Source organism: Thermococcus sp. GR6 (genome assembly GCF_012027415.1).
GTDB lineage: Archaea > Methanobacteriota_B > Thermococci > Thermococcales > Thermococcaceae > Thermococcus > Thermococcus onnurineus.
In genome coordinates, this window is the sequence record NZ_SNUM01000001.1 from 386,527 (window position 1) to 406,315 (window position 19,789).

At 49.6% G+C, this 19,789-nt stretch carries 22 protein-coding genes; 7 read left to right on the top strand and 15 right to left on the bottom strand.

The window, feature by feature from the left end:
* Positions 1-129: 129 nt before the first annotated feature.
* The 7 genes from E3E32_RS02225 to for all read right to left on the bottom strand — a co-directional run bounded on the left by E3E32_RS02225 (position 130) and on the right by for (position 7,161).
* A complete protein-coding gene (locus tag E3E32_RS02225; RefSeq protein WP_167729982.1) occupies positions 130-1,386 on the bottom strand; it encodes a restriction endonuclease subunit S in 1,257 nt (418 codons plus the stop codon).
* A 10-nt stretch (positions 1,387-1,396) separates the two neighbouring features.
* Complete coding sequence (locus E3E32_RS02230; RefSeq protein WP_240910584.1) at positions 1,397-1,999, bottom strand: PIN domain-containing protein; 603 nt, start codon at positions 1,997-1,999, stop codon at positions 1,397-1,399.
* 12 nt (positions 2,000-2,011) lie between these two features.
* Positions 2,012-2,185, bottom strand: a complete 174-nt coding sequence (locus E3E32_RS02235) for a hypothetical protein (RefSeq protein WP_167729984.1) — start codon at positions 2,183-2,185, stop codon at positions 2,012-2,014.
* Between the two features lie 43 nt (positions 2,186-2,228).
* The gene (locus E3E32_RS02240; RefSeq protein ID WP_167729985.1) at positions 2,229-3,239 is read right to left on the bottom strand and encodes a DUF3800 domain-containing protein; all 1,011 of its coding nucleotides are present in this window, start codon (positions 3,237-3,239) and stop codon (positions 2,229-2,231) included.
* Between the two features lie 138 nt (positions 3,240-3,377).
* The gene (locus E3E32_RS02245) at positions 3,378-4,931 is read right to left on the bottom strand and encodes an N-6 DNA methylase (RefSeq protein WP_167729986.1); all 1,554 of its coding nucleotides are present in this window, start codon (positions 4,929-4,931) and stop codon (positions 3,378-3,380) included.
* A gap of 75 nt (positions 4,932-5,006) precedes the next feature.
* The gene (locus E3E32_RS02250; RefSeq protein ID WP_167729987.1) at positions 5,007-5,237 is read right to left on the bottom strand and encodes a MoaD/ThiS family protein; all 231 of its coding nucleotides are present in this window, start codon (positions 5,235-5,237) and stop codon (positions 5,007-5,009) included.
* A gap of 64 nt (positions 5,238-5,301) precedes the next feature.
* Positions 5,302-7,161, bottom strand: a complete 1,860-nt coding sequence (gene for / locus E3E32_RS02255) for a tungsten-containing formaldehyde ferredoxin oxidoreductase (protein ID WP_167730908.1) — start codon at positions 7,159-7,161, stop codon at positions 5,302-5,304.
* Positions 7,162-7,329: 168 nt separating this feature from the next.
* Between for and E3E32_RS02260 the strand changes: the two genes are divergently transcribed.
* Positions 7,330-7,497, top strand: a complete 168-nt coding sequence (locus tag E3E32_RS02260; protein ID WP_206205246.1) for a hypothetical protein — start codon at positions 7,330-7,332, stop codon at positions 7,495-7,497.
* On the opposite strand, the gene E3E32_RS02265 is transcribed toward E3E32_RS02260, so the two are convergent.
* Together E3E32_RS02265 and E3E32_RS02270 are read right to left on the bottom strand one after the other, a co-directional pair.
* The gene (locus E3E32_RS02265) at positions 7,483-8,724 is read right to left on the bottom strand and encodes an ATP-binding protein (protein WP_240910550.1); all 1,242 of its coding nucleotides are present in this window, start codon (positions 8,722-8,724) and stop codon (positions 7,483-7,485) included. The genes E3E32_RS02260 and E3E32_RS02265 overlap by 15 nt on opposite strands.
* 28 nt (positions 8,725-8,752) lie before the next feature.
* A complete protein-coding gene (locus tag E3E32_RS02270) occupies positions 8,753-9,592 on the bottom strand; it encodes a class I SAM-dependent methyltransferase family protein (protein WP_167729989.1) in 840 nt (279 codons plus the stop codon).
* A 127-nt stretch (positions 9,593-9,719) separates the two neighbouring features.
* Between E3E32_RS02270 and E3E32_RS02275 the strand changes: the two genes are divergently transcribed.
* Complete coding sequence (locus E3E32_RS02275) at positions 9,720-10,055, top strand: hypothetical protein (RefSeq protein WP_167730910.1); 336 nt, start codon at positions 9,720-9,722, stop codon at positions 10,053-10,055.
* Between the two features lie 183 nt (positions 10,056-10,238).
* Positions 10,239-10,883 (top strand): CRISPR-associated protein Cas4, encoded by a 645-nt coding sequence (gene cas4 / locus E3E32_RS02280; RefSeq protein WP_167729990.1) that lies wholly within the window; start codon positions 10,239-10,241, stop codon positions 10,881-10,883.
* A gap of 16 nt (positions 10,884-10,899) precedes the next feature.
* Here the strand turns inward: cas4 and E3E32_RS02285 are convergent, their stop codons facing one another.
* Together E3E32_RS02285 and E3E32_RS02290 are read right to left on the bottom strand one after the other, a co-directional pair.
* Positions 10,900-11,778, bottom strand: coding sequence for an MBL fold metallo-hydrolase (locus E3E32_RS02285; RefSeq protein WP_167729991.1), 879 nt, complete (start codon positions 11,776-11,778; stop codon positions 10,900-10,902).
* A gap of 71 nt (positions 11,779-11,849) precedes the next feature.
* Positions 11,850-12,029 (bottom strand): hypothetical protein, encoded by a 180-nt coding sequence (locus E3E32_RS02290; RefSeq protein WP_167729992.1) that lies wholly within the window; start codon positions 12,027-12,029, stop codon positions 11,850-11,852.
* Positions 12,030-12,176: 147 nt separating this feature from the next.
* On the opposite strand from E3E32_RS02290, the gene E3E32_RS02295 reads away from it, so the two are divergent.
* Together E3E32_RS02295 and E3E32_RS02300 are read left to right on the top strand one after the other, a co-directional pair.
* Positions 12,177-13,475 carry a 2,3-diphosphoglycerate synthetase gene (locus E3E32_RS02295; RefSeq protein WP_167729993.1) on the top strand — a complete coding sequence of 433 codons (1,299 nt, stop codon included), beginning with the start codon at positions 12,177-12,179 and terminating at the stop codon, positions 13,473-13,475.
* Positions 13,472-14,362, top strand: coding sequence for a 2-phosphoglycerate kinase (locus E3E32_RS02300; protein ID WP_167729994.1), 891 nt, complete (start codon positions 13,472-13,474; stop codon positions 14,360-14,362). Before E3E32_RS02295 ends, E3E32_RS02300 begins: the two co-directional genes overlap by 4 nt.
* On the opposite strand, the gene E3E32_RS02305 is transcribed toward E3E32_RS02300, so the two are convergent.
* From E3E32_RS02305 to E3E32_RS02315, 3 genes are read right to left on the bottom strand one after another with little or no spacing between them, the layout of a single operon-like run.
* Positions 14,352-15,863: a metallophosphoesterase gene (locus tag E3E32_RS02305; RefSeq protein WP_167730911.1), complete on the bottom strand. Its 1,512-nt coding sequence runs from the start codon at positions 15,861-15,863 to the stop codon at positions 14,352-14,354. The genes E3E32_RS02300 and E3E32_RS02305 overlap by 11 nt on opposite strands.
* 5 nt (positions 15,864-15,868) lie before the next feature.
* On the bottom strand, positions 15,869-16,276 hold the full coding sequence (locus E3E32_RS02310; RefSeq protein ID WP_167729995.1) for a cyclic nucleotide-binding/CBS domain-containing protein: 408 nt from the start codon (positions 16,274-16,276) through the stop codon (positions 15,869-15,871).
* A gap of 44 nt (positions 16,277-16,320) precedes the next feature.
* On the bottom strand, positions 16,321-17,112 hold the full coding sequence (locus tag E3E32_RS02315; RefSeq protein ID WP_167729996.1) for a class II glutamine amidotransferase: 792 nt from the start codon (positions 17,110-17,112) through the stop codon (positions 16,321-16,323).
* Positions 17,113-17,179: 67 nt separating this feature from the next.
* Between E3E32_RS02315 and E3E32_RS02320 the strand changes: the two genes are divergently transcribed.
* Together E3E32_RS02320 and E3E32_RS02325 are read left to right on the top strand one after the other, a co-directional pair.
* On the top strand, positions 17,180-17,926 hold the full coding sequence (locus E3E32_RS02320) for a Rossmann-like domain-containing protein (RefSeq protein WP_167729997.1): 747 nt from the start codon (positions 17,180-17,182) through the stop codon (positions 17,924-17,926).
* Position 17,927: 1 nt separating this feature from the next.
* Entirely contained in the window at positions 17,928-18,800 is an 873-nt protein-coding gene (locus E3E32_RS02325; protein WP_167729998.1) for a type I restriction enzyme HsdR N-terminal domain-containing protein, read from the top strand.
* Here the strand turns inward: E3E32_RS02325 and E3E32_RS02330 are convergent.
* On the bottom strand, positions 18,797-19,789 hold the full coding sequence (locus E3E32_RS02330) for an AIR synthase family protein (RefSeq protein WP_167729999.1): 993 nt from the start codon (positions 19,787-19,789) through the stop codon (positions 18,797-18,799). The genes E3E32_RS02325 and E3E32_RS02330 overlap by 4 nt on opposite strands.

Here is a 19,789-nt window from a genome sequence, read left to right on the forward strand (position 1 = left end):
TCCATTATTAGTTTTACTATTGTTACTGTAGCTACTGGATCTGCTGACATTCCCAAGATCAGGAGCATCCACGCCTCTGCACACGACTTACTAAGTTACTGCTGCAAAGTATTTATACTTTTTGATTGTTCAGAACACGGTTCTCCTTCTTCCGGTAAGTAAATCCCTCATCAACCCTCTCTTCACCTTCTCAAGCCTCTCCCTGCGCTTCCTCAGGAGTTCGAGCCTCCTGTCAATAGTGGAGAGGATTTTAGCGATCTGCTTTTGTTCTTCGAGGGGCGGGAGAGGGATTTTGAACTCTTTTAAAACATACAAATAGATATTTGGCTGAGCACCGCCACTACTTTGCGATATTAACCTGTTTCTGGAGTGAATAATGCAATATTGTAAAAAGCTAGGATCAAACAGCTCTCCCTTTGGTAAAATTGCACAGATCGCTTGGTTTGTCGTTGCATTAATGCCCAAGATGGCAGTTTTTCCTACGGTTGCTCCATACAGTGCTATCAGCAAAGTTCCCTTTGGAAACATCTTCACGCTAGACTCCTTTACCGCTATTTCAGTTATCTTTTCTTCAGTTTCGTAAATTGTTCCATCATTCAATTCCCCTGACTTTACCCAGGGGATTGTCCCGTTTTCCCAGTATTCAGGTTTCTTTCTGCTTGGAGTGCCCCCACTCCTTAAATCCGCAATTTCTCCCAACCCCACAACCCGCCACTCCTCCGGGATCTCGCCCAGCTCGGTCTTCTTGAACCTCTTGTGCTTGATTCCCCTGGTCAAAAGCCTCTGCATCAAGCCTTTCTTTAAGCGCTCCGTCTTTTCAATTGCCTCGTCGGTCTTCTCGATGGCTTTGTCAACCGTCCTTAGAATCTCGGCGATTTTCTTCTGCTCGGGGAGGGGCGGGAGGGGGATTAAAATGTCCTTGAATCTGTATTTTTTGATGCTTCTTCGTCTCTGTACAACGCCTTCGGACAACCTGAAATATTCGTAGAGCATTCTCTTGGTTCTCAGTAAGTAATCTAAGAATGTTGCATCCACTGCTTCTTTTGGTTTCCAAACTAAATATACTGGACTTACCAATCCAATATCAAACTTCCCAAGTACGTGGATAGCTCCTTCCCATATCACATAGGGGTTGTAGACCACCCATCCTCTTTTGACTATTTTGTACTTACTGAGATCCCCTGTAGCTATCTTCTTGTTAAATCGGTACTTTTGAAGGATCAAGCCTTCATTTTTGGTTAAGGATAAAATTGGAATATTATCAAAATGCTCCATGCTTTTTGCTCTTAAATTGACTTCCTCTAAAATATCTCCTAACTTAACAACCTCCCAATCCTCGGGAATCTCGCCGATTGGAGTTTTCTTGAGTGTAATTTTGGCTTGCATTAGTTTTCACCTACTCACCTTTTGATACAGTTAAGAAGTTCTGGGGCAATTCTGGAGTTGTAAGGAGTACATCCTTAAACAGCTTTCTCCGTTTAAGATTCACGATCTCTTTATCATTTGTAATAAACCAAGCACATCCATTAATTATGGCAGTAGTCAGCAGAACAGCATCATGAGGTCTTAGATTGTAATCGAGGAGTAACTTAGGATAAATTTCCTCATCAACTTCGTCATTAACAATCTTAACACTCTTTCTAAGTTCTTTAATATTCTTTGTCACAGCCTCCCATATCTCAAACTTTTCTTCCTCCGTAAGCTTATGTTTATTCTTTAATTTAGACCATAGAGTTAGTGGAATGCCTAAACGATAAAGCTTGAGGGATAGCACCTCATTATATACAACATGATACACTTCAGCTATAACAAGAGGGGAAATCAAAGTTTCATAATTACTAATTTCTCTTAAACCTTCAATCAAAGTATAAGAATAGCTAAATCGTTTAAATCTTTCCCGAAGAAGTTTATCTTTTCTCAATTCTTGATTCCCTTCCTGAGCTTTTTTTATTAAAATCCAATTAGCAATAACATTAGAGTCAAGAAAAATCTTGTCCATTTTTAACACCAATCATCCAAATATTATGTCCCATATTGACTTTTTCTTCTTTTTCTTTTTTGGAGGATGCCAAAGACCTTTGATTTGCCCAGCTCTCCCACTTTTTGTTGTTCTTTGGCGAAGTTCATAATATTTGCCAGTCACTGGATTGTAAATTCTCTTTTTCTTCTTTTTCTTTGTTGCCATTCTTACATCACAAATCGATATATTCCTCAGCAGTTTAAAATAATTATGCCTTGTCAAACCACGACTCTAAGCTCAATTGGCCTTTTTCACGTACTGAGGGCATTTTAAGTGAAATGTCCCGATAAAAGAGATTCTTGCGAGTTTCAATTCGTATGCTACCTTCTAAATCTTGGAACATGAATTCGGCATCTTGTATTGGATATTTCGGAAAGAAACTTATGTTCCTTTTATAATAAAATCCCCTGTAAGGATTTTCAAAGAAATCCACTATCACTGGCCGGATTATCATTGCAAGTTCTTTTTTTGCATTATTATTGCGTGCAGTGTAGAAAATGTTTTGGGTGACAACTCCCAGAAGCAGATCCGTTAATTGAACAAGTTGAGACTCTTTTTTAGAATCTGACTTTTTATGGTCAGACTCTATAAATGTAACCTTATCTGGCATTATCACGTGTTTTCCACCTAATAAATTTCCATTAAGTTCTTTTTCCACTTTTTTTGGATTTTTAATTTCAAAGTAAGAGTGTTTCTTGAGGCCTTCTGACATATCATGGAAAATTGCGTTAACAACAATCTTATCATAACTTCCATTAAAAAAGAACGTTCTCAAGGCAAATTTTAGATTTGTCCGGAAAAATCGGTTATACACATTTTGATGCCATAGTTCTTGGCCAAATCTTTCAGCACTTAAGTTTGTAAGGTTTATATATAGAATGCTGAATGGTATTGTCTCACTTTTTACGTATCTAAGCCATCTCTTTGCTATTTTGAACCTGCTGTCATGATTTTTAATCTTTTTATAATGGATCTCCACATTGTTATATTTATGATACATGGGCTTACAAATGTCTTTAGCTGGGCAGTCTTCATAGTTCCAGTACCATCCATGAGTATTTTTCTCGTTCAGACATCTAAGGTTTAATAAGTCGTTTATTATCTTATCATGCTTAGCTTCTGGTATCAAAAGGATGCCAATTGCCAAAAATTCGTGATCATCATACTTAAGACCCATCTGCTCGTCAGCATAAATATTAAGAGATATACTTCTAACCATCGGACCACCGGAATCAAACTCATTTGTTACTATAATAAAAGGATTACTGAATTAAGTTATACTAAAACGCCAAGCACATTTAACAAAAATTGAAAATATGTCAAAATAGCATACAATATAGATATCAACTTATCCTCATCAATATCTCAACTCCCTCAAATATCCCTCAATCTTCTCATCAACCTTGGCCAGCTCCTCGTTAATCCTCTTCAGCTCCTCCCACTCGGCCTTAACGTCGATCTCCTCCTCTTCCTCTATCGGGAAGACGTAGAGGGTGACGTTTAGGTTGTAGTCGTTCTCCTTTATCTCGTCGATGATGACAACCCTTGAAAAGCCCTCGATTTCCTTGAAATCTTTGTAAGCTCCAACAATCTTCTCGATGTGCTCCGCACCGAGGCGGTTTAGCTTTCTGACCTCCGGGTGCTGCTCGTACTCCTGAGAGGCGTTGATGAAGAGGACTCTATTCTTTCTGTCCTCCGGCTTGTTCCTGTTGAATATCATTATGGCCCCCGGTGCGCCGGTGTTGTAGAACAGCTTTTCGGGAAGCAGAATTACCGTCTCAAGCAGGTCGTCCTTGAGTATCTTCGCCCTTATCTTCTTTTCAGCCCCGCCCCTGAAGAGCGCGCCGTTGTCTATGACGATGCCAACCCTTCCATTATCTTTGGCGCTCGCGAGCATGTGCTGTATCCACGCCCAGTCAGCAGAGTTGTTGGGTGGATAGCCGTACTTGAAGCGCTCCTCCTTGAACTCGGCCTTCTTGAGAGTCTCCTCGCCGTAGCCGTCCTGGTTCCAGGGCGGGTTGGCTATAACCACATCGAAGCGCTTGAGCCTTTCACCGTCCTTGAACTGTGGCCGTAGCAGTGTATCGCCGACCGCCAGCTTTGGCGACTTGATGCCGTGGAGTATCATGTTCATCTCGGCCAAAGCGTAGGTTGTTGGGTTGACTTCCTGGCCGTAGAGGAAGAGCTTTTTAGCCTCATCCGCTCCGCGGTGCTCCTTAACGTAGAGATAAGCTCCGATGAGCATGCCGCCAGAACCCATAGATGGATCGTAAACCTCTTCGCCCGGCTCCGGCTTGAGGATTTCAACTAAGAGCCTGATGACTTCTCTTGGGGTATAAACCTCACCCTCCTTGGCCTTCTGTGGGGCAAAATACCTTAGAATCCACTCGTAGGCATCGCCAAGAACATCGGGCGAGGCGTTCTTAAGGTCTAACCCGCTGAAGAGCTCGAAGAGCTGCCTGAGTATTTCAGCGTTGTCCCTGTGGAGCATGAACTCCATGAAGTCAAAGCGGTCAACGACACCCCTCAGGTTGGGGTTCAGTTCGGCGAGCTTCTTGAGGGCCTGCGAGAGGTTCTGGGGAAGGCTCTCGATGTCCTTCTCGCGGAGCTTCCTCCAGAGGTATTCAGGTGGATAGTTAATCGTGTACGCTTCCCTGTCTTTGAGGGCAAGCTCTTCGGCGGTCTTTCTGTCCAGCCCTTCCTTCATGAGCTTCCTAACGTACTCCTCAAACTCCTTCTCCCACTCATCGCTCAGTCTCTTCAAGAACAGCAGGAGGAGGATGTATTTGTAATCGACCCTCGTCCTGATTAAATCCGCGGCCTTCTTAAGAACCCTCTCAAGCTCCTCACGGGTTAAACCGTTATCCTTCCTGGAGGCATGGCCGATGAAATCAGTGAGCTTCCTCTCCATGATTCACACCAACGAGAGGATACTCTCACGGGTTCTTATACTTAACTCCAAAGCAAAGAAAAGAACGGCCCTCCTTCAACCCCCGCTCAAAACCGGCATCACCTTAATCTCATCGCCGTCGGTAACCTCGGCGTCGCCCCTCGCGGGCTGGCCGTTAATGAAGATGATCTTCTCCTTGAACTCGTCGTATCTCGGAATTACCTCCCTCAGAATCTTGTCCACAGTTTTCTTGCCCTCTATCCTCACGTTGAGCTCCCTCGTCTTCGCGAGATGGGCGAAAGCTCCCATCAGCTTGATCCTAATCATTCTCACCACCGTGCCAACTTGAACTCCGAAGGCTAAAAATTTGTTGGAGAAGAAAAAGAGGAAATCACTCAAGCTTGGTAACCTTCTCGAGCTCCGGAATGACGAAGTCGAGGCCGAGCTCCTTGAGGGTCTCCTTCTTTGGAATTCCGCGCTCGTCCCAGCCCCTGAGCCTGTAGTACTCGCTGAGAAGCTTGTCGTACTGCTTCTCGTCGAGATGCATGCCCTTGTACGGGCCGCTCTTGAGGCCCTCGATGAACCACCTCTTCGGCGGATAGTCCTTCTTCCTGTCCCAGTTTCCGTTGAACTCCCTGACCCAGTAGGCCCTGATGAGAGCATAGACCCTGTCAGCTGCCCTGTACAGGTCGTCCCAGGTGTACTTGACGCCGGTGATGGCCTCGAGGAGCTTCGGATAGTAGTCGAGGCTCAGGCCGACCTCGACCCACGGGAGCCTACAGGCGGTAAGCATCTCGAAGAGACCGCCCCTGAGGCGCTGGAGCTCGATGACCTTAGCAGCCTTCTCCGGGTCGTAGGTGATCTTGTACTCGACCTTCTTGGCCTGCTCGCCTTCAATCGGTGCGGTACCGATCTCCCAGGCGATGACCCATGCCTCCTTGTGGTGTGCACCGATTGAACTGGTACCGAAGGCAAGCGCCATGGCCGGGTAGATGAAGCAGTTGTAACCGCTCGTCTCAAGGCCCTTGACGTGCATGGCGAAGCTGTCATCGCCGAGCTTCTGGCTCATCCTCATGACACCCTCGGCGGCGAAGTTGCCGAGTTCACCGCGCCTGAATGCTATGTCCTCAATGAGCTGCTTAGCGCCCTTGAAGTCACCGAAGGTCGGACCCTCCTCAAGGAGTCCCCTTTCGACGGCTTCCATAACGAAGGATATCGAGACTCCGAGGGAGATCGTGTCGAGACCGTACATGTCGGCAAGCCTGTTGAGAACGGAAACCTCGTTGAGCTTGCCAAGGCCAAGGTTTGAGCCGAGTAGGGCAACATTCTCGTAGTCAAGCTCGCTCTCTTGGGCCTCGGCGTCGAGGACAACGTTTCCACAGGGCATGTTACAGTAGGGACATCCGCGCTGCTTGACCTTCATGCCCTCAAGGGTGTATCCGTCTATCGAGCGGGCAAACTCGAAGGAACCGTCGCTGAAGTTCCTGGTCGGCAGAGCCGAGTTCTCGTTGGTCCATTCAACTGCTGCCATGGTTCCCTGTCTGTGCCAGAACGGATAGGCCGGTGAATTCAGGATGGCCTCATAGGCCTCCTTTGAGAGTTCTCTGAGTTTTGCCTTATCCGCGACGGGTATCTCCTTGGTTCCCTTTATGACGACGGCCTTGAGCTTCTTGCTTCCCATGACGGCACCCATACCGGGCCTTCCAGCGGCCCTGCCCTCCTGGGACATGACAACGGCGTAGCGGACGAGGTTCTCGCCACCGGGGCCGATACTGAGGATTCCGACGTTCTTGCCGTGTATCTTCTTGAGCTCCTCCTCAGTCTTGAAGGTGTCGAGGCCCCAGAGGCCCTCGGCGCTGAGTATGCTGACGTTATCGTTCTCAATGTAGAGGTAGACCGGCTTCTTGGCCTTGCCCTCAACGACAATAGCGTCGTAGCCGGCCTTTCTCAGGTGGACAGTCGCCATGGTGCCGAGGTTACCGTCACCGTAACCGCCGGTGAGCGGGCTTTTCGCTGCCACAACCATCTTACCGCCGCTTGGAGTCGGAAGACCGTTGAACGGTCCAGAAGCGAAGATGAGTTTGTTTTCCGGTCCGAGCGGGTCGGCACCTTTGACTTCATCCCATAGGATCTTGATTGCGAGACCCCTACCACCGATGAACTGCTGGGCAATTTCTGGAGAATACTCCTGCACCCAGACCTTGTTGTTGGTCAGGTCAACCCTGAGGATCCTTCCCCACCATCCCTTCATTGCCATGTTAGAATCACCTCGAAAGATTTTCGGTTTGGTGGATATAAGGTCTTCGCAAAAGGATGCATTTCACAGGACATGTTAAGTTAAGCCCATCTGTTAACTGTCAGGAACTTGAAAGAACAGGAACGACCAAAAGTTTATGTGAAGGCGCGTAAACTTTCATTGGTGAACTCTATGGATGATAAGTTAAAAGCCTGCAAGAACTGCCTCTGGTTCGGCGCAATCGACTCATACTTCCCGACGCAGGGGATATGCAGAAAGCACATGAAGACCGTCCATATGAACTTCATTTGCGACGACTGGAAACCGCTGTGGGGTTCAGGAAAGGGCTAGGGCATCCCTCCAGTCGAAAACTTTGGCGTTTTCGGGTTCACGCGGTAAGGCTTCTTTATCCGGAACTATCAGGAGATTAATCTTGCCCCCTGCCTCTTCGAATTTGTTCTCAGCTTTTCTGATGTCCTTCTCACGAATTTTCTCCTTCCATTTAACTTCAGCGACTAAGTGGAGCTTTTTGTTTCTCAATAATGCAACATCGAGTTCGAGTTTGGGCTTTTCAACCCTAACTGGTTGGAGTGCGTGATGTTTTGAGAGTAGCCTTTCAAAAAACTGCTCAACGTACTTCGGAAGCCGTTCCCGGAAGAGCCTTTCGACGGTTTCATCTGGTAATCCTGTCTCCAAGAATCCGTATTTGGCGTTGAGATAGTATGTGAAGTCCACTATTGGAGATACGTGCTGGTACTGGTAAGTTTTTCTTGTCCTTCCATAAACAGTTATCCTCCTTAAAAGGCCCATTTCGACCAGGGTATCTAAATAGGGTGCCACAGCCCCATGCGTCTCTTTTTTTATAAGGCCTCTCGAAAACAGCTCTTTTGCTATTTCACTTGCTGTTCTTTTTCCGTTAGATACTGACTCAAGAATAGCGGAGTACCTGTGGGTTAATTCACGCTCCTCTTCGTTGAAGATCTCCCCCACAAGGCTGGGGACATAGGTTTGGAGCATCCTTCCTAAACTTTTGAAGATTTCATCTCCGAGAATCTCTACTGATGGTGCGAGCCATGGTTCTTGAATGAGAAGGGCGAGTTCAACCAGGGTTTTTCCCTCAAAGCCCAAGGAGTTTATGAACTTGAGCGCATCCCTTGGATCGACTAGACCCACTTCTATCAGATGGAAGAGCCCGAGGAGTGGACTGTTCTCACCAATAAAGCGTCTGAAATAATGTCTCGTTGAGGTAATGAGTGTTAATTCACCCTTTCCCGAGAGACCCTGAAGGAGAGAAAAGAATGGTTCATCCAGACGATGGAACTCGTCAACGACGATCCTGCCCGTACCTAGAAGAAGGGGAAACATCCTGAGAAACTCACTGAAGGATAACGCTTCACCGGTTTCAACGTTTATTATCTCCCTACCATGAGTCACGATGAAATAGTAGGAGTACCTCAGCTTTTCTCTGGTGTAGAATGTCTTACCTGTCTTCCTTCTGCCATACCAGAGAGACCACTTAGTGTTCAGCAATGGTTCGAGTTCACGACGCTCGATAATCACCATTAGCCTAATCACCATTAGGATAATCACTATTATCTTTAAAAACCTACCGCTTGAACACCCTTAAATCCAGAACCACGTGCCACACTCCCGGGGCGTAGCGCTTGATTATCAGCTCGTTGAGCTTCTCGACCTCGTAGCCGTATTCCCTGGTCGTTTTCTTGAAGGTTTCGAAGGGTTCCTTCGGCATCAGCCTCTCGGGAACGGTGTTGTGGTAGTGGATTATAGCCTCGTCCTTCGCTATGCTCAGGGCCTTGGGAATGAACTCGTGGGTTTTCACTACATAGCCCATGAGGATTCTGTCGGCGATGTTTTCACCCGGAAAGTCGCGGTTGTCGATGTTGTAGGCTGTCACCCTGTCATGTACTTTGTTGAGCTCGATGTTCTCAACTAAAAAGCGGAAGGTGTAGGGGCTCTTCTCTATGGCTATCACTCTAGCTTTTCCGTGAACTGCCATTGGGAGGCTGAGGTGGCCGATTCCAGCGAACATATCGACAACCAGCTCGCCCGGCTTGGCAACCTTCGCCATTCTCACCCTTTCCTTGACGTTTGCCGGCGAAAACATGATTTTAGCGACATCGAGCTTGTATCTAATCCCGTTCTCGACGTGGACTGTTACGGTATCGCTCCCATAGAGAAGCTCGTAGTTCGTCTCTCGGAACTCGCCGCCTATTCTGCCCTTTCTGAGGACGGCTTTAACGCCGAGAACCTCCGCATAAACCTCGGCTATCCGGTGTTTGTATGGCTCCAGTTCTGGCCTAAGCGGCAGAATCAGAACGTCCCCTATCTGAACCCAGTGCTTTGGGAGCATGGAGACTAACTCCGGCGGAAGTTCGCGTGAGAGAATCTCTCTGATTCGGGGCTTTATGAGCTGTGTCCTTACCATCGGCCTTACTCATCAAGAAAACCTTAAAAGCCTTCCTCTCGTCATTTCGGCAAAAAGCGATGAGAAAGCCTTAAAAACCTAAAGGGCGAAGATAAAGCGAGAAGTCCTCCGGAGGTCGATGGACTCTATGGATGAAGAACCCCCGAATAGTTGGCTGTCTAGATTGCTTAAGCCACGTGAAAAACCCGCCCTTCTTGAGCAGAAGTTAAGCAAAGAAGCCTATGAAGATTACAGGCGGCTTTTGATGAAGGCCCGCCCAGAGGTCGACGGCTCGAAGCTCACAATCAGACTCTCCAATGGAACCGTCGAGCTTGAGCGTGATGTTCTCCGCGTTAAGGCAAAGAACCGGAAGACCGCGGAGAAGATACTGCGTAACCTGCACCACTACAACCAGCCGCCGAGCCTCTGGCCGGCCTACGGCTTAAGCTACTCGCTCAAGCGGAAGAAGGGGACTATTTTCTGATTTTCCCCTCTCCCTTCACTCCCCAAATTCTTCCCCAAAGCTTTAAATGGTGGGTAAGCTTTAACTCTCCAAGCGGATGACGACCCTTGCCCAGTCTGATGGGTGATGACGTCGGTATTAGCTGACGCAGGGGCGGCGAGGTTCGCGGGCCAATGACCCGCCCCGTTTCCTGGAGGGACATCAATGACGAGTCTTAATCAGCGCCAGGAGAACGATGGATTCCTGGAGTTTTACGCGAGCGAGGCCCTAACCTGCCCGAGAAGGATATACTTTCGCCTGAAGGGCTACCCCGAGAAGTGGCCAGAGTTCGTTAGAGTGAGACTGAACCAGGGGATAAACACCCACAACGTGCTCGGCGAGATTTTAAAGAACCGCTTCGGCTTCGAGCTTGAGAAGCACATGATTCTCCGCTCCTCCAGGCTCGGCTTCGAGATACACGGAAGGGTGGATGCTATAAGGGACTTTCCCATCGAAATCAAAGGCAAGACGAGTCTGCCGAGAGTCCCATACGACTATCACCTTGCCCAGCTCAACATATATCTCCGCTGGGCTGAAGCCGAGTACGGCTATCTCTACTACATCAAGCTCCACGAGGAGCCTATGAAAATTATCCGCAAAATCGACTTTTCCCGCTTTCCCATCGTCAAGGGGCCTAACTTTAGGGCTTTTGAAGTGCCCTACGACGGCAAGCTGTTCCGCGAAACTCTCAAGCACTTCTACAACGTCAAGAGGCATTACGAAAAAGGAAAGCCCCCCAAGGGCTGGAATGACTACGCCTGTAAATTCTGCCCGTATCGCTACCTCTGCTATTCGGACGATGGGGAGTAGTTGAGGGCCACAAAGCTCACTCTTTCCTGACCTTCCACTTTAGCCCATTATCCACTATTGCCTCTATTACACCCTCATTGTAGAGCTTCGCCACAAAGGCCCTCAGCGGAACGAGGTTAAGGGCGAGCTTCTGGGGCGTAATCTCAATGCCGTAGTGCCTCATTATCATGAACGCCAGCTCGTCGAGGCTTCTTGGCGTTCTGAGGAGCCCTAAGATAAGCTCTTCAGCTTCCTCAACTCTTTTGAGGTTGAAGTCAAGAATTTCAAGCGCCTCTTTACTACTAACGGCCTTTCCATGGGAGGGAATCAGGGTATAGCCCTTTTCTGCATAATTTTGTAATTGCATAATTGAGGCTTTAAATAATTCTGGCTCGACCAGGTATGGAAGGCCGACCGCCTCTATGACTCTCTCGCCGAAGAAGGCGTCACCGGCGTAGATCAAGCCGTTTTCCTCGTCGAGGAAGCCTGTCATTCCCGGCGAGTGGCCGTTTAGCCTTATGGCTTTAACTCCGAAGAGTTCGTCTCCCCATTCGAAGACTGCGTGAACCTTTACCTCCTCAGGGAACTGGAAAACGAGGAAACCTTTTGGCGCTTTCGAGCCGAAGGTTAAAAGCTCCCTATTGAGCGGGCTTTCAGCTATGGAGAACTCGAAGCGGTGCATGAATAGCGGAGCGTCTATCCCTGGTGCAACAGAGACGTGGTCGGCATGACCGTGAGTGGCTAATTGGGCTTTAATCTCCAGCCCGAGCTTTTTTGCCGCTATCTTTAAGTCCTTGTGCCTTCCGCTCCCGTGACCAGGGTCAATAAGAACCGCCATACCATCAGAGATTCTGATGAGGGTTGACGGACTGCCCGGATAAAGATAAGCTGAATCTCCAAATTTTCTCAGCCCCATGATACCACCGGAAAAGTTAGGCACCTACGAATAAAAGCTCACCGGTTCATTAAAAAGAAGGGAAAGAAAAATCAGACGTGCCTCGGGTAGAGGGTCTTTTTGCCTTCGTCCTTGGCCCTCTTGACGGCCTTCTCGATAAGAACCTTAATCTCGGCCTCAAGAGCCTCGTAGAACTCCGGGTTAATTCTCATCTCGGGGTCTATGGCCTTCACGGCTTCCTTAACTTTGGACTTAACTATCATCTCAGCCATTTTTACACCTCCAGATAGACACCACCAAGGTGGTCGTCATATTACTATGGTGTTTTGAAGGTTTATAATCCTTCCTGGGAACTCCCAAGAAATTCTTCCCTGGCAAAGGTTAAAATCCCCTTGGGTTTAACTGAGTACGGTGATGGTATGAAGCTGGTCTTGATTGACGGCGAGCACTATCCTGACGTCATCTCATGGGCGATAAAAAAGCTTGGTGACGTCTGTTGTGCCGTTTTCCTGGGTGGAAGTGAGAAGATTGGGAGCATTGGAGAAGTTGAGAGAAAGATAGGGGTTAAAGTTTATCACTCACCCAACTATCTCGACGCCCTCAGACGGGCTCTGGAGGAGAACAAGGTCGACGAGGTTGTCGACTTAAGCGACGAGCCCGTCCTCAACTATGAAGACCGCTTTAGGATTGCTTCCCTGTGCATGCTCTACGGTGTGTCCTACCGGGGAGCAGATTTCTACTTTAAGCCAAAACCGCTCAAAAAGACCAAAAAGCCGAGCCTGGCCGTTATAGGTACGGGCAAGAGGGTTGGAAAAACAGCCGTGAGTGGCTTCATCGCGAGGACTCTGAAAGAGATAGCAAAGCCAGTGATAGTTACCATGGGCCGCGGCGGCCCTGAAGAGCCCGAACTGATAGAGGGCGATAAGTTCGAAATAACTCCCGAGTTTTTGCTCAAGTTTGCCGAGAGTGGAAAACACGCCGCCTCTGACCACTTCGAGGATGCGTTAACTTCACGCGTAACAACCATTGGCTGTAGAAGATGCGGCGGTGGAATGGCTGGCTTTCCTTTCTTCGACGTGGTGGATGAGGGTGTGAAGCTTGCCGAGAACTTGCCCAACGATTTAATAATCCTCGAGGGCAGCGGGGCGACGTTTCCCACTTACAGGGCGGACAGATACGTTGTCGTGGTGGGCGCCAAGCAAAAGCTCGACTTCGTCAGGGGATACTTCGGTACCTTCAGGGTCTCACTGGCGGATATAGTGGTTGTTACGATGGCTGATTCCGTGGGCGAAGAGAGGTGGAAAGCCCTGAGAGATGCCATACTGGAGATCAACCCCGATGTTGACCTGCACTTCATCGCCTTCCGCCCGAGGCCACTCGGTGATGTTTCAGACAAACGGCTCGGCCTGGTGATGACTTCCAGTGAGGCCCTGCCAAAGGCGAAGAAGCATCTCGAAGGGCTCGGTGCAGAGGTGCCCTACACTTCGGACAACCTTTCGAAGAGACCCCTCCTCTGGAGGGACCTCGAGAGCTTTAGAGACATAGATGCAGTCGCAGTTGAGCTCAAAGCCGCCGCCGTTGATGTGGTGACGAGATGGGCACTGGAGCGGGGAATCGAAGTCATTTACCTCGACAACGAGCCTGTCAACATCGACGGAAAAGACCTGAGGAAGGCCGTCCTTGAGCTCGGCCACGCCCTGCTGGAGGGGAGAGCATGATAATCGTGACAGACCCCGAGAGGAAGATACGCCTCCCCTTTTCGAGGGGCATACTGACGCGCTCTATAACACTCGCCGGGGTTGACGTTGGAATAGCCTATATCATAGCCACCGAGGTTCAGAAGGAACTGACGGAGAGGAAACTCAAACTAGTGACCACTGAGGAGATACGCGAGCTGACTTATCAGAAGCTCCTCGACCACGGGCTTAATGAGGCTGCGAAGCGCTATTTATTCTGGCGCCAGTTCCGGAGGCTTAAAATCCCAATAACAATCCTCCTAGGTGGAGCAACGGGCGTTGGAAAGTCCACCATAGCGACCGAATTGGCCTTCCGTCTTGGAATACGAAGCGTGATAGGTACGGACACCATAAGGGAGGTTATGAGGAAGATAATAGCACCGGAACTTCTTCCTGATTTGCACACATCATCTTTTCTTGCATGGAAGGTTGTGAGCTCGAGGAAGAGAGGTAATTCTCCCCTCATACGGGGATTTGAGAATCAGGTTCAGCATGTTTCCGTCGGTGTTAGCGCCGTTCTTGAGAGGGCCTACAAAGAGGGTTTCAACACGATAATCGAGGGCATTCATTTAGTCCCAGGGTACATCAAGCTCAATGAGAACAGCTTCATGTACGTGATAACCGTCAAGGGCAAGAGGGACTTTGAGGCAAGGTTTTACGAGAGGGCCCGCTACAGCAAGAGATCGGCTGACTACTACCTTAAGCATATAGACGCCATCCTGGAGATACAGGACTTCATAGTCGGGAGAGCCAAGGAGTACGGGATACCGATAATAAACAACGTTGAGCTCGAGAACACCGTCAATTCGATAATGGAGAATATAATGGAAAGGCTCATGGAACAAATAGATGCAATGGTCAAAGATTGAAGGGCCCCTTTATTTTCCATATTCCTAATAGCCTTCCCGAGCCCCAGGTTGCCTGAACCTCGAAGACTACCGCCATGTCACGGTAGACATCGATTAGGTTGAATGTGTTTCCGTAGGGGTTCCTGTGGAGCTCCCAGCTCACAGAGCCGGCGTTGACTACCGGAGTTTTCTCCACTTTCACACCGAAGGAGTTGCCTCCGTGACCTGTCAAAACGAGATTTGCTTTCTCTTTCGTCAGAACCTTAAGCACGTCGCCAGCATCCTCCAGGAAGCCGACTTCCCTGCTCTTTGGAATCGGCACTATGTTGTGATGCATCACTACGATGGTAAAGCTCTCGCTGTAGTCCTCGAGATGTCTGGCGAGCTTTTTCTGGCCTATCCTTCCCACGACACCTATTGGCGTCTCGTACTGGGCACTTATCACAGGGATGAACGTGAACTTTCCGAGTTCCAGTATTTTCGGCTTGTCGAAGTACTCCTTAAAGAGGTCGTAGCCGAGATAGGTTATGTCATTGTGTCCAGGAACGACCAGCTTTTCGGCCTCTATCTTCTCATAGAACTCGTAGGCCTTCTCGTAATAGCGCTCTATACCCATATCGACGACGTCGCCGCAGTGGATCACTATGTCCGGCTTCAGCCTCTCGTTTATCGTTCGTATGGCGTTCTCGAGAACCTTCTGTCTGAAGTAAATCCTGTCCGAGACATTGCTCTCGCTCATCTGGACTATCCTCAAAAGCCTCTTGCCCCGGGGGACGAATATTTTCGGTCTTACAGGCGGGTACTCCTTCTTCAGCTCTTCCCCTGTAACGCGCCTGATCGTTACCTCTATCCTCTCGTCATCGTGGAGGGTTATGATGTTGTAGCTGTTAACATCGCCCTTGCGTGTCTTCCTGCATGAGGTGCAGCCCGCATTGGCAACTACCATGTCCTCCACGCGGTAGACGTTGGGAACATGTTTATGCCCGCAGGTGTAGAGGTTCACCCCGTGCCTCAGGAGCAGGTCCAAAACGTCGCCTGCGTTGAATAGCACGTTCCTTTCCCTACCCGTGTCCGGCAGCGGGACGATGTGGTGGTGAGAGACAACGATTTTGAACTTCCTGTCCGAGTACTCCTCAAGTCTTTTTTTGAGCCACTTGAACTTGTAGCCACCTATCCTGCCATCGCTCAGATCCGGGATCGTTGAGTCCACCCAGACTATAACTCCATCCCTGAACTCAAAGACACCGTTTAGGGGGCCGATGAACTTCTCAAAGAGCTCGTAGCCGACGTTTCTGACGTCGTGGTTGCCCGGAATAACAATGAGGGGTTTCTGAATCTTCTTCAGCTCGTAGGAGGCCCTCTCGTACTCCTCGCGCAGCCCTTGGTTGGTCACATCCCCGGTGTGAATAACGAAGTCGAAATTTCCGTGGTTTATCTCGTTCACGATGAGGTCGTAGGCGTAGCCCTTGTACGCTGACTCACTTGTTATGTGTGTGTCGCTTATGTGGGCAATCCTGATCATAGGCATCACTCAGCCGCTATGGCCGTTTCAAGCCGTCTCCTGCTGGCGGTAAGAAGGTCGCTCAGACTGAAGATGCCAATTATCTCGTCGCCCTCCTTGATGAGCATGTGCTTGACGCCCTTCTTCGCCATCAGGTCGAGTACCTCTCTCACCGGGGTGTTTGCGCCAACAGTTATCAGCTTGCTGCTCATTATCTCCCTGACGGGTGTCGTGTTTGGTAAACCTGGAATTACAACGCGCCTTATCACGTCGCTCTTCGTGAAGAAGCCGATCACCTTCCCTTTATCAACGACAACCAGAGAACCGATGTCGAACTCGACCATGACCTCGCAGGCCCGCTTTACGGTATCATCAGGTTCAACGCCTATGAGCTTTCTCGTCATGTAAACTTTAACCGGGGCGTTTTCCTCCATGCCACCACCCAAAAAGGAAATGGGGGGATGTTCTATATAACCTTTCACAGGTGAACCGTTTCGACCTCCACGTTCTCTTCGAGTACCTTAACGTAAAGGGCCGTCTCGTTTGGTATAACTTCATAATGGGCCTTGTGGTAGAGCTCCACCGTGGAAGAAGCGACCGCAAAGAGGTTATCTTCCCTCAGGAGAAGCAGCTTTGAGTAGTCGTAGTGCTCCGGTTTCTGGAGCAGTTCATCGACCATCTTGGTTGTTATGAAGGCACTGAAGTCCCCTTCAGAACTCTGAAAGAGTGTCATTGTGTTAAAAACGCTCTTGGTGGTCTCCTCTGGTATCCTGTAGTGAATTAGAAGATCCTCGAGCTTCGGGCTTGGAAGCCTTCTGCAGAGGTAAGTGGCGAAGGTGTAGCTGTCGGAGGCGTTTCTCAGGTCTTTCTCATCGAGCTCAGCGAGCTCTATAATCTTCGCCTTGTCGAGGTCTCCATTATGAAGCAACCAGAAGTTGAAACCCCTTCTCGTCGAGAAGGCAAAGGGCTGGACGTTGAAGAGATTTTTAACCCCCTGGCTGGCCGCTCTCGTGTGGATCATCAGCACGGAGAATCCCTCGAGCCCGGCCTTTAGGGATTCAACTGCTTTGAAGTCTTCAAAGATTGGCTTCATGCTCCTATAGTGTCTCACGCTCCCGTCTTTCAGCAGGACGTAGCCCCAGCCATCCTTGTGCTGTCTTCCCCTTCCCCTGCGCTCCTTGTAGGGATCGTTCTCCGAGGCCTTGACGATTGCGTCAACTAGAGGTATGATTTTCTTTCCATTGCCAGCCGCAAAGAGTATCCGGCACATATCTTCCACCATAGGAGCTTAGCCCAAGAACCCCAAAAGCTTTTAGGTCTCGTGCGTAAATGTCTTCATGCTGTTGCGGGAGATAAAACGGAAGGCACTTACCCTAACCAGGGAAGATTTCAGGCTGATTGACTTCTCCTTTGCACTACCTTATACCTATGTTCTGATAGAGGGTGAGCTTGGGAAATCCATCGGCGTCGCTATGACCCTGTCTGAGGAGGTAGGTCGGTACAGGACTTCAATCGAGGAGCCCTCTCTGGAGGCGTTCATCGAAAAAGCCGACAGCCTGAACATCATCGAGAGGACGCTCGCTCTGGCCGCTATAAACGCGGTTTCTCAGTACTACCTCGATGTCTCTGAGGCCCCGAACGTGGACGTCGTTGAACTCCTGGATAGGAGCTTTGAAAAGGTGGCCGTTATCGGCAACATGCCGCCGGTGGTAAGGGCCCTTCGGGAGAAGGGTTTTGATGTCCTTGTCTTCGAGCGCAACCCGAAGCTCTGGGACAGGAACACTCTCAGCGATGCCCTTGAGTACTGGCTTCTGCCAGAAGTCGATGCCGTAATAGCGAGCGGTTCTGCAATCCTAAACGGGACCCTCGAGATGATGCTCGACAGGGCCAGAAAGGCAGAGCTCTTCGTGCTGACCGGCCCTACGGCCCAGCTCTTACCGGAGTTCCTGAAGGGCACGGGAGTTACTCACCTGGCGGCAATGAAGGTAATCGACGTTGATGGGGCCCTCACCAAGCTCAAGCTGGGCTCATTTAGGGGTTTTGAGGCTGGAAGCAGAAAGTACATCATCGAGGTCGGTGGGTGATATGGACGAGCTGAGAAGGGCCGTTTTGAACGTCATCAGAAAAATACGCTCTCACAGAGAGCTCTACGTGAAGAACGAGGAGGCTGTGAAGCAGCACCTAATAGGCGAGATTTTTCAGGCCCTCGGGTGGGACTGGAACAACCCCGAGGAGGTTCGTCCAGAGGAGAGAACCGAGGATGGGAGGGCTGACTACGCGCTCATTCTGAACGGGGGGGTCTTCGCCTACGTCGAAGCTAAGAACCTTGGTGTGAACATCATCAAGCGCGAGGAGCCTCTAAGGCAACTTGCCCGCTACTGCTTCAACTCAGGTGTTCGCTATGGTATTCTCACCAACGGTGCAATGTGGATAGCGGTCAAGGCATTTGAAGAAGGCTCTAGGCTGAGGGACAGGGTTCTGCTTACGGTCAACATTGAGGAGGAACCCGTCGAGAAGGCCGTCCTCAAGCTGTCTATCCTGTCGAAGTCCCGCATAGAGGACATCGAGAGACTCTCGTCTCTTCTCAGGGCGATGGAGTTGAGCTTCACAGGACTAAAAAGGGAAGGCTACCCGGAGGAGATGCTCATCGAGTATCTGACCTCAAAAGAGGGATCAAATACCGTTCCTGTGGAGGAGCTGACGGGCGACGAAACGCCCAAAGCAGCTTACGTCTATGACAGTGGCTGGAAACTCCTTCCATTGCCGGAGAAGAGCATCAAAGGTGTTCTGCTTGCGGTTCTTCTCTACATGGAGCGCAGGGCTCAGGGCTACCAGCGTGAGGAAATAAGGAAGGCCTACGAGCACCTCAGGACGATGCCCCTGAACCCAAAAACTGCTCTAGAGATACTGAGAAAGCTCGAGGAGGAAGAAAAGCTCAGAATTTCTGTGGAGCTTTAAACAACCTTCCAGAGCTCGTCACTCTCTGGCCTCTCCAGAGGCTTTTCCCTTCCGTTCTCAACCATTACCCTCGATTCTTTGTCTTCCAGGAACTCCCCGATTACCGAGGCGTTTATACCATTCCTCTTGAGGGCAGAGATTATACTATCTGCCTTTTCTTTGGGAGCGGCTATCATGAGCGCGCCTGAGCTGATGAGGGCGAGCGGATTGAGGTCATAAAACTCACAGATTTTCAGTGTTTCTTTCCTTATCGGGATCCTCTCTGCGTAAACGCGGAAGCCGAGTTTGGCAGCGTCGGCCATCTCGTGGAGGCCGTTCGCCACGCCGCCTTCAGTGGGGTCGTGCATAGCATTGACGCCAACCTCGTTGGCAGTTAAAGCGTCTTCCACGACACTTATCATCTCGATAAGGGACTGTGCTTTCTCCACGAACTCCTTTCCGAAAGCTTTTTCGAGCTCCGCACTCCTCTCGCTTGCTATTATGGCCGTTCCCTCCAAACCGGCCCACTTGGTGAGGATTATTGCATCGCCTGGCTTAGCTCCGTTCGAGGTTACGAGCTTCTCCTTAGAAACCTCTCCCAGCATGGTACCTACGACTATCGGCCTGTCGAGGCCTGGGGTTACCTCCGTATGGCCGCCAACTATTGCGACGCCGAGTTTACTGGCGCTCTCGTGGAGTTCATCCATGATTTTGGCGAGCAGAGCATCATCTGCGTTCTCTGGAAGGAGAATTGAGACCAGAAACCACTTTGGCTTTGCCCCGAAGGTGGCAACGTCGTTAGCGTTGATGTGAACCGCATAAAATCCTATTCTCTCTTCGGCTCCTGTGATAGGGTCGGTTGAGGCAACTAAAACGGAAGAACCGAAATCGATCGCAGTGGCATCTACACCTAGGTCTGATTTGGCTATTACCCTCTCCCCAGGTGCCCCTAAGCGGTTGAACACTAGCTCTTTGAGTTTTTCGGGAGGGATTTTACCCAGTGGCAGCAT

Coding starts and splice junctions, on each gene's coding strand:
- E3E32_RS02320 (WP_167729997.1), top strand. CDS start 17,180: ATGCTGTTGCGGGAGATAAAACGGAAGGCACTTACCCTAACCAGGGAA.
- E3E32_RS02285 (WP_167729991.1), bottom strand. CDS start 11,778: ATGGGGCTGAGAAAATTTGGAGATTCAGCTTATCTTTATCCGGGCAGT.
- E3E32_RS02315 (WP_167729996.1), bottom strand. CDS start 17,112: ATGTGCCGGATACTCTTTGCGGCTGGCAATGGAAAGAAAATCATACCT.
- E3E32_RS02265 (WP_240910550.1), bottom strand. CDS start 8,724: ATGGTGATTAGGCTAATGGTGATTATCGAGCGTCGTGAACTCGAACCA.
- cas4 (WP_167729990.1), top strand. CDS start 10,239: ATGACGAGTCTTAATCAGCGCCAGGAGAACGATGGATTCCTGGAGTTT.
- E3E32_RS02225 (WP_167729982.1), bottom strand. CDS start 1,386: ATGCAAGCCAAAATTACACTCAAGAAAACTCCAATCGGCGAGATTCCC.
- E3E32_RS02305 (WP_167730911.1), bottom strand. CDS start 15,863: ATGATCAGGATTGCCCACATAAGCGACACACACATAACAAGTGAGTCA.
- E3E32_RS02310 (WP_167729995.1), bottom strand. CDS start 16,276: ATGGAGGAAAACGCCCCGGTTAAAGTTTACATGACGAGAAAGCTCATA.
- for (WP_167730908.1), bottom strand. CDS start 7,161: ATGAAGGGATGGTGGGGAAGGATCCTCAGGGTTGACCTGACCAACAAC.
- E3E32_RS02240 (WP_167729985.1), bottom strand. CDS start 3,239: ATGGTTAGAAGTATATCTCTTAATATTTATGCTGACGAGCAGATGGGT.
- E3E32_RS02290 (WP_167729992.1), bottom strand. CDS start 12,029: ATGGCTGAGATGATAGTTAAGTCCAAAGTTAAGGAAGCCGTGAAGGCC.
- E3E32_RS02235 (WP_167729984.1), bottom strand. CDS start 2,185: ATGGCAACAAAGAAAAAGAAGAAAAAGAGAATTTACAATCCAGTGACT.
- E3E32_RS02325 (WP_167729998.1), top strand. CDS start 17,928: ATGGACGAGCTGAGAAGGGCCGTTTTGAACGTCATCAGAAAAATACGC.
- E3E32_RS02245 (WP_167729986.1), bottom strand. CDS start 4,931: ATGGAGAGGAAGCTCACTGATTTCATCGGCCATGCCTCCAGGAAGGAT.
- E3E32_RS02250 (WP_167729987.1), bottom strand. CDS start 5,237: ATGATTAGGATCAAGCTGATGGGAGCTTTCGCCCATCTCGCGAAGACG.
- E3E32_RS02300 (WP_167729994.1), top strand. CDS start 13,472: ATGATAATCGTGACAGACCCCGAGAGGAAGATACGCCTCCCCTTTTCG.
- E3E32_RS02275 (WP_167730910.1), top strand. CDS start 9,720: ATGGATGAAGAACCCCCGAATAGTTGGCTGTCTAGATTGCTTAAGCCA.
- E3E32_RS02230 (WP_240910584.1), bottom strand. CDS start 1,999: ATGGACAAGATTTTTCTTGACTCTAATGTTATTGCTAATTGGATTTTA.
- E3E32_RS02270 (WP_167729989.1), bottom strand. CDS start 9,592: ATGGTAAGGACACAGCTCATAAAGCCCCGAATCAGAGAGATTCTCTCA.
- E3E32_RS02295 (WP_167729993.1), top strand. CDS start 12,177: ATGAAGCTGGTCTTGATTGACGGCGAGCACTATCCTGACGTCATCTCA.
- E3E32_RS02330 (WP_167729999.1), bottom strand. CDS start 19,789: ATGCTGCCACTGGGTAAAATCCCTCCCGAAAAACTCAAAGAGCTAGTG.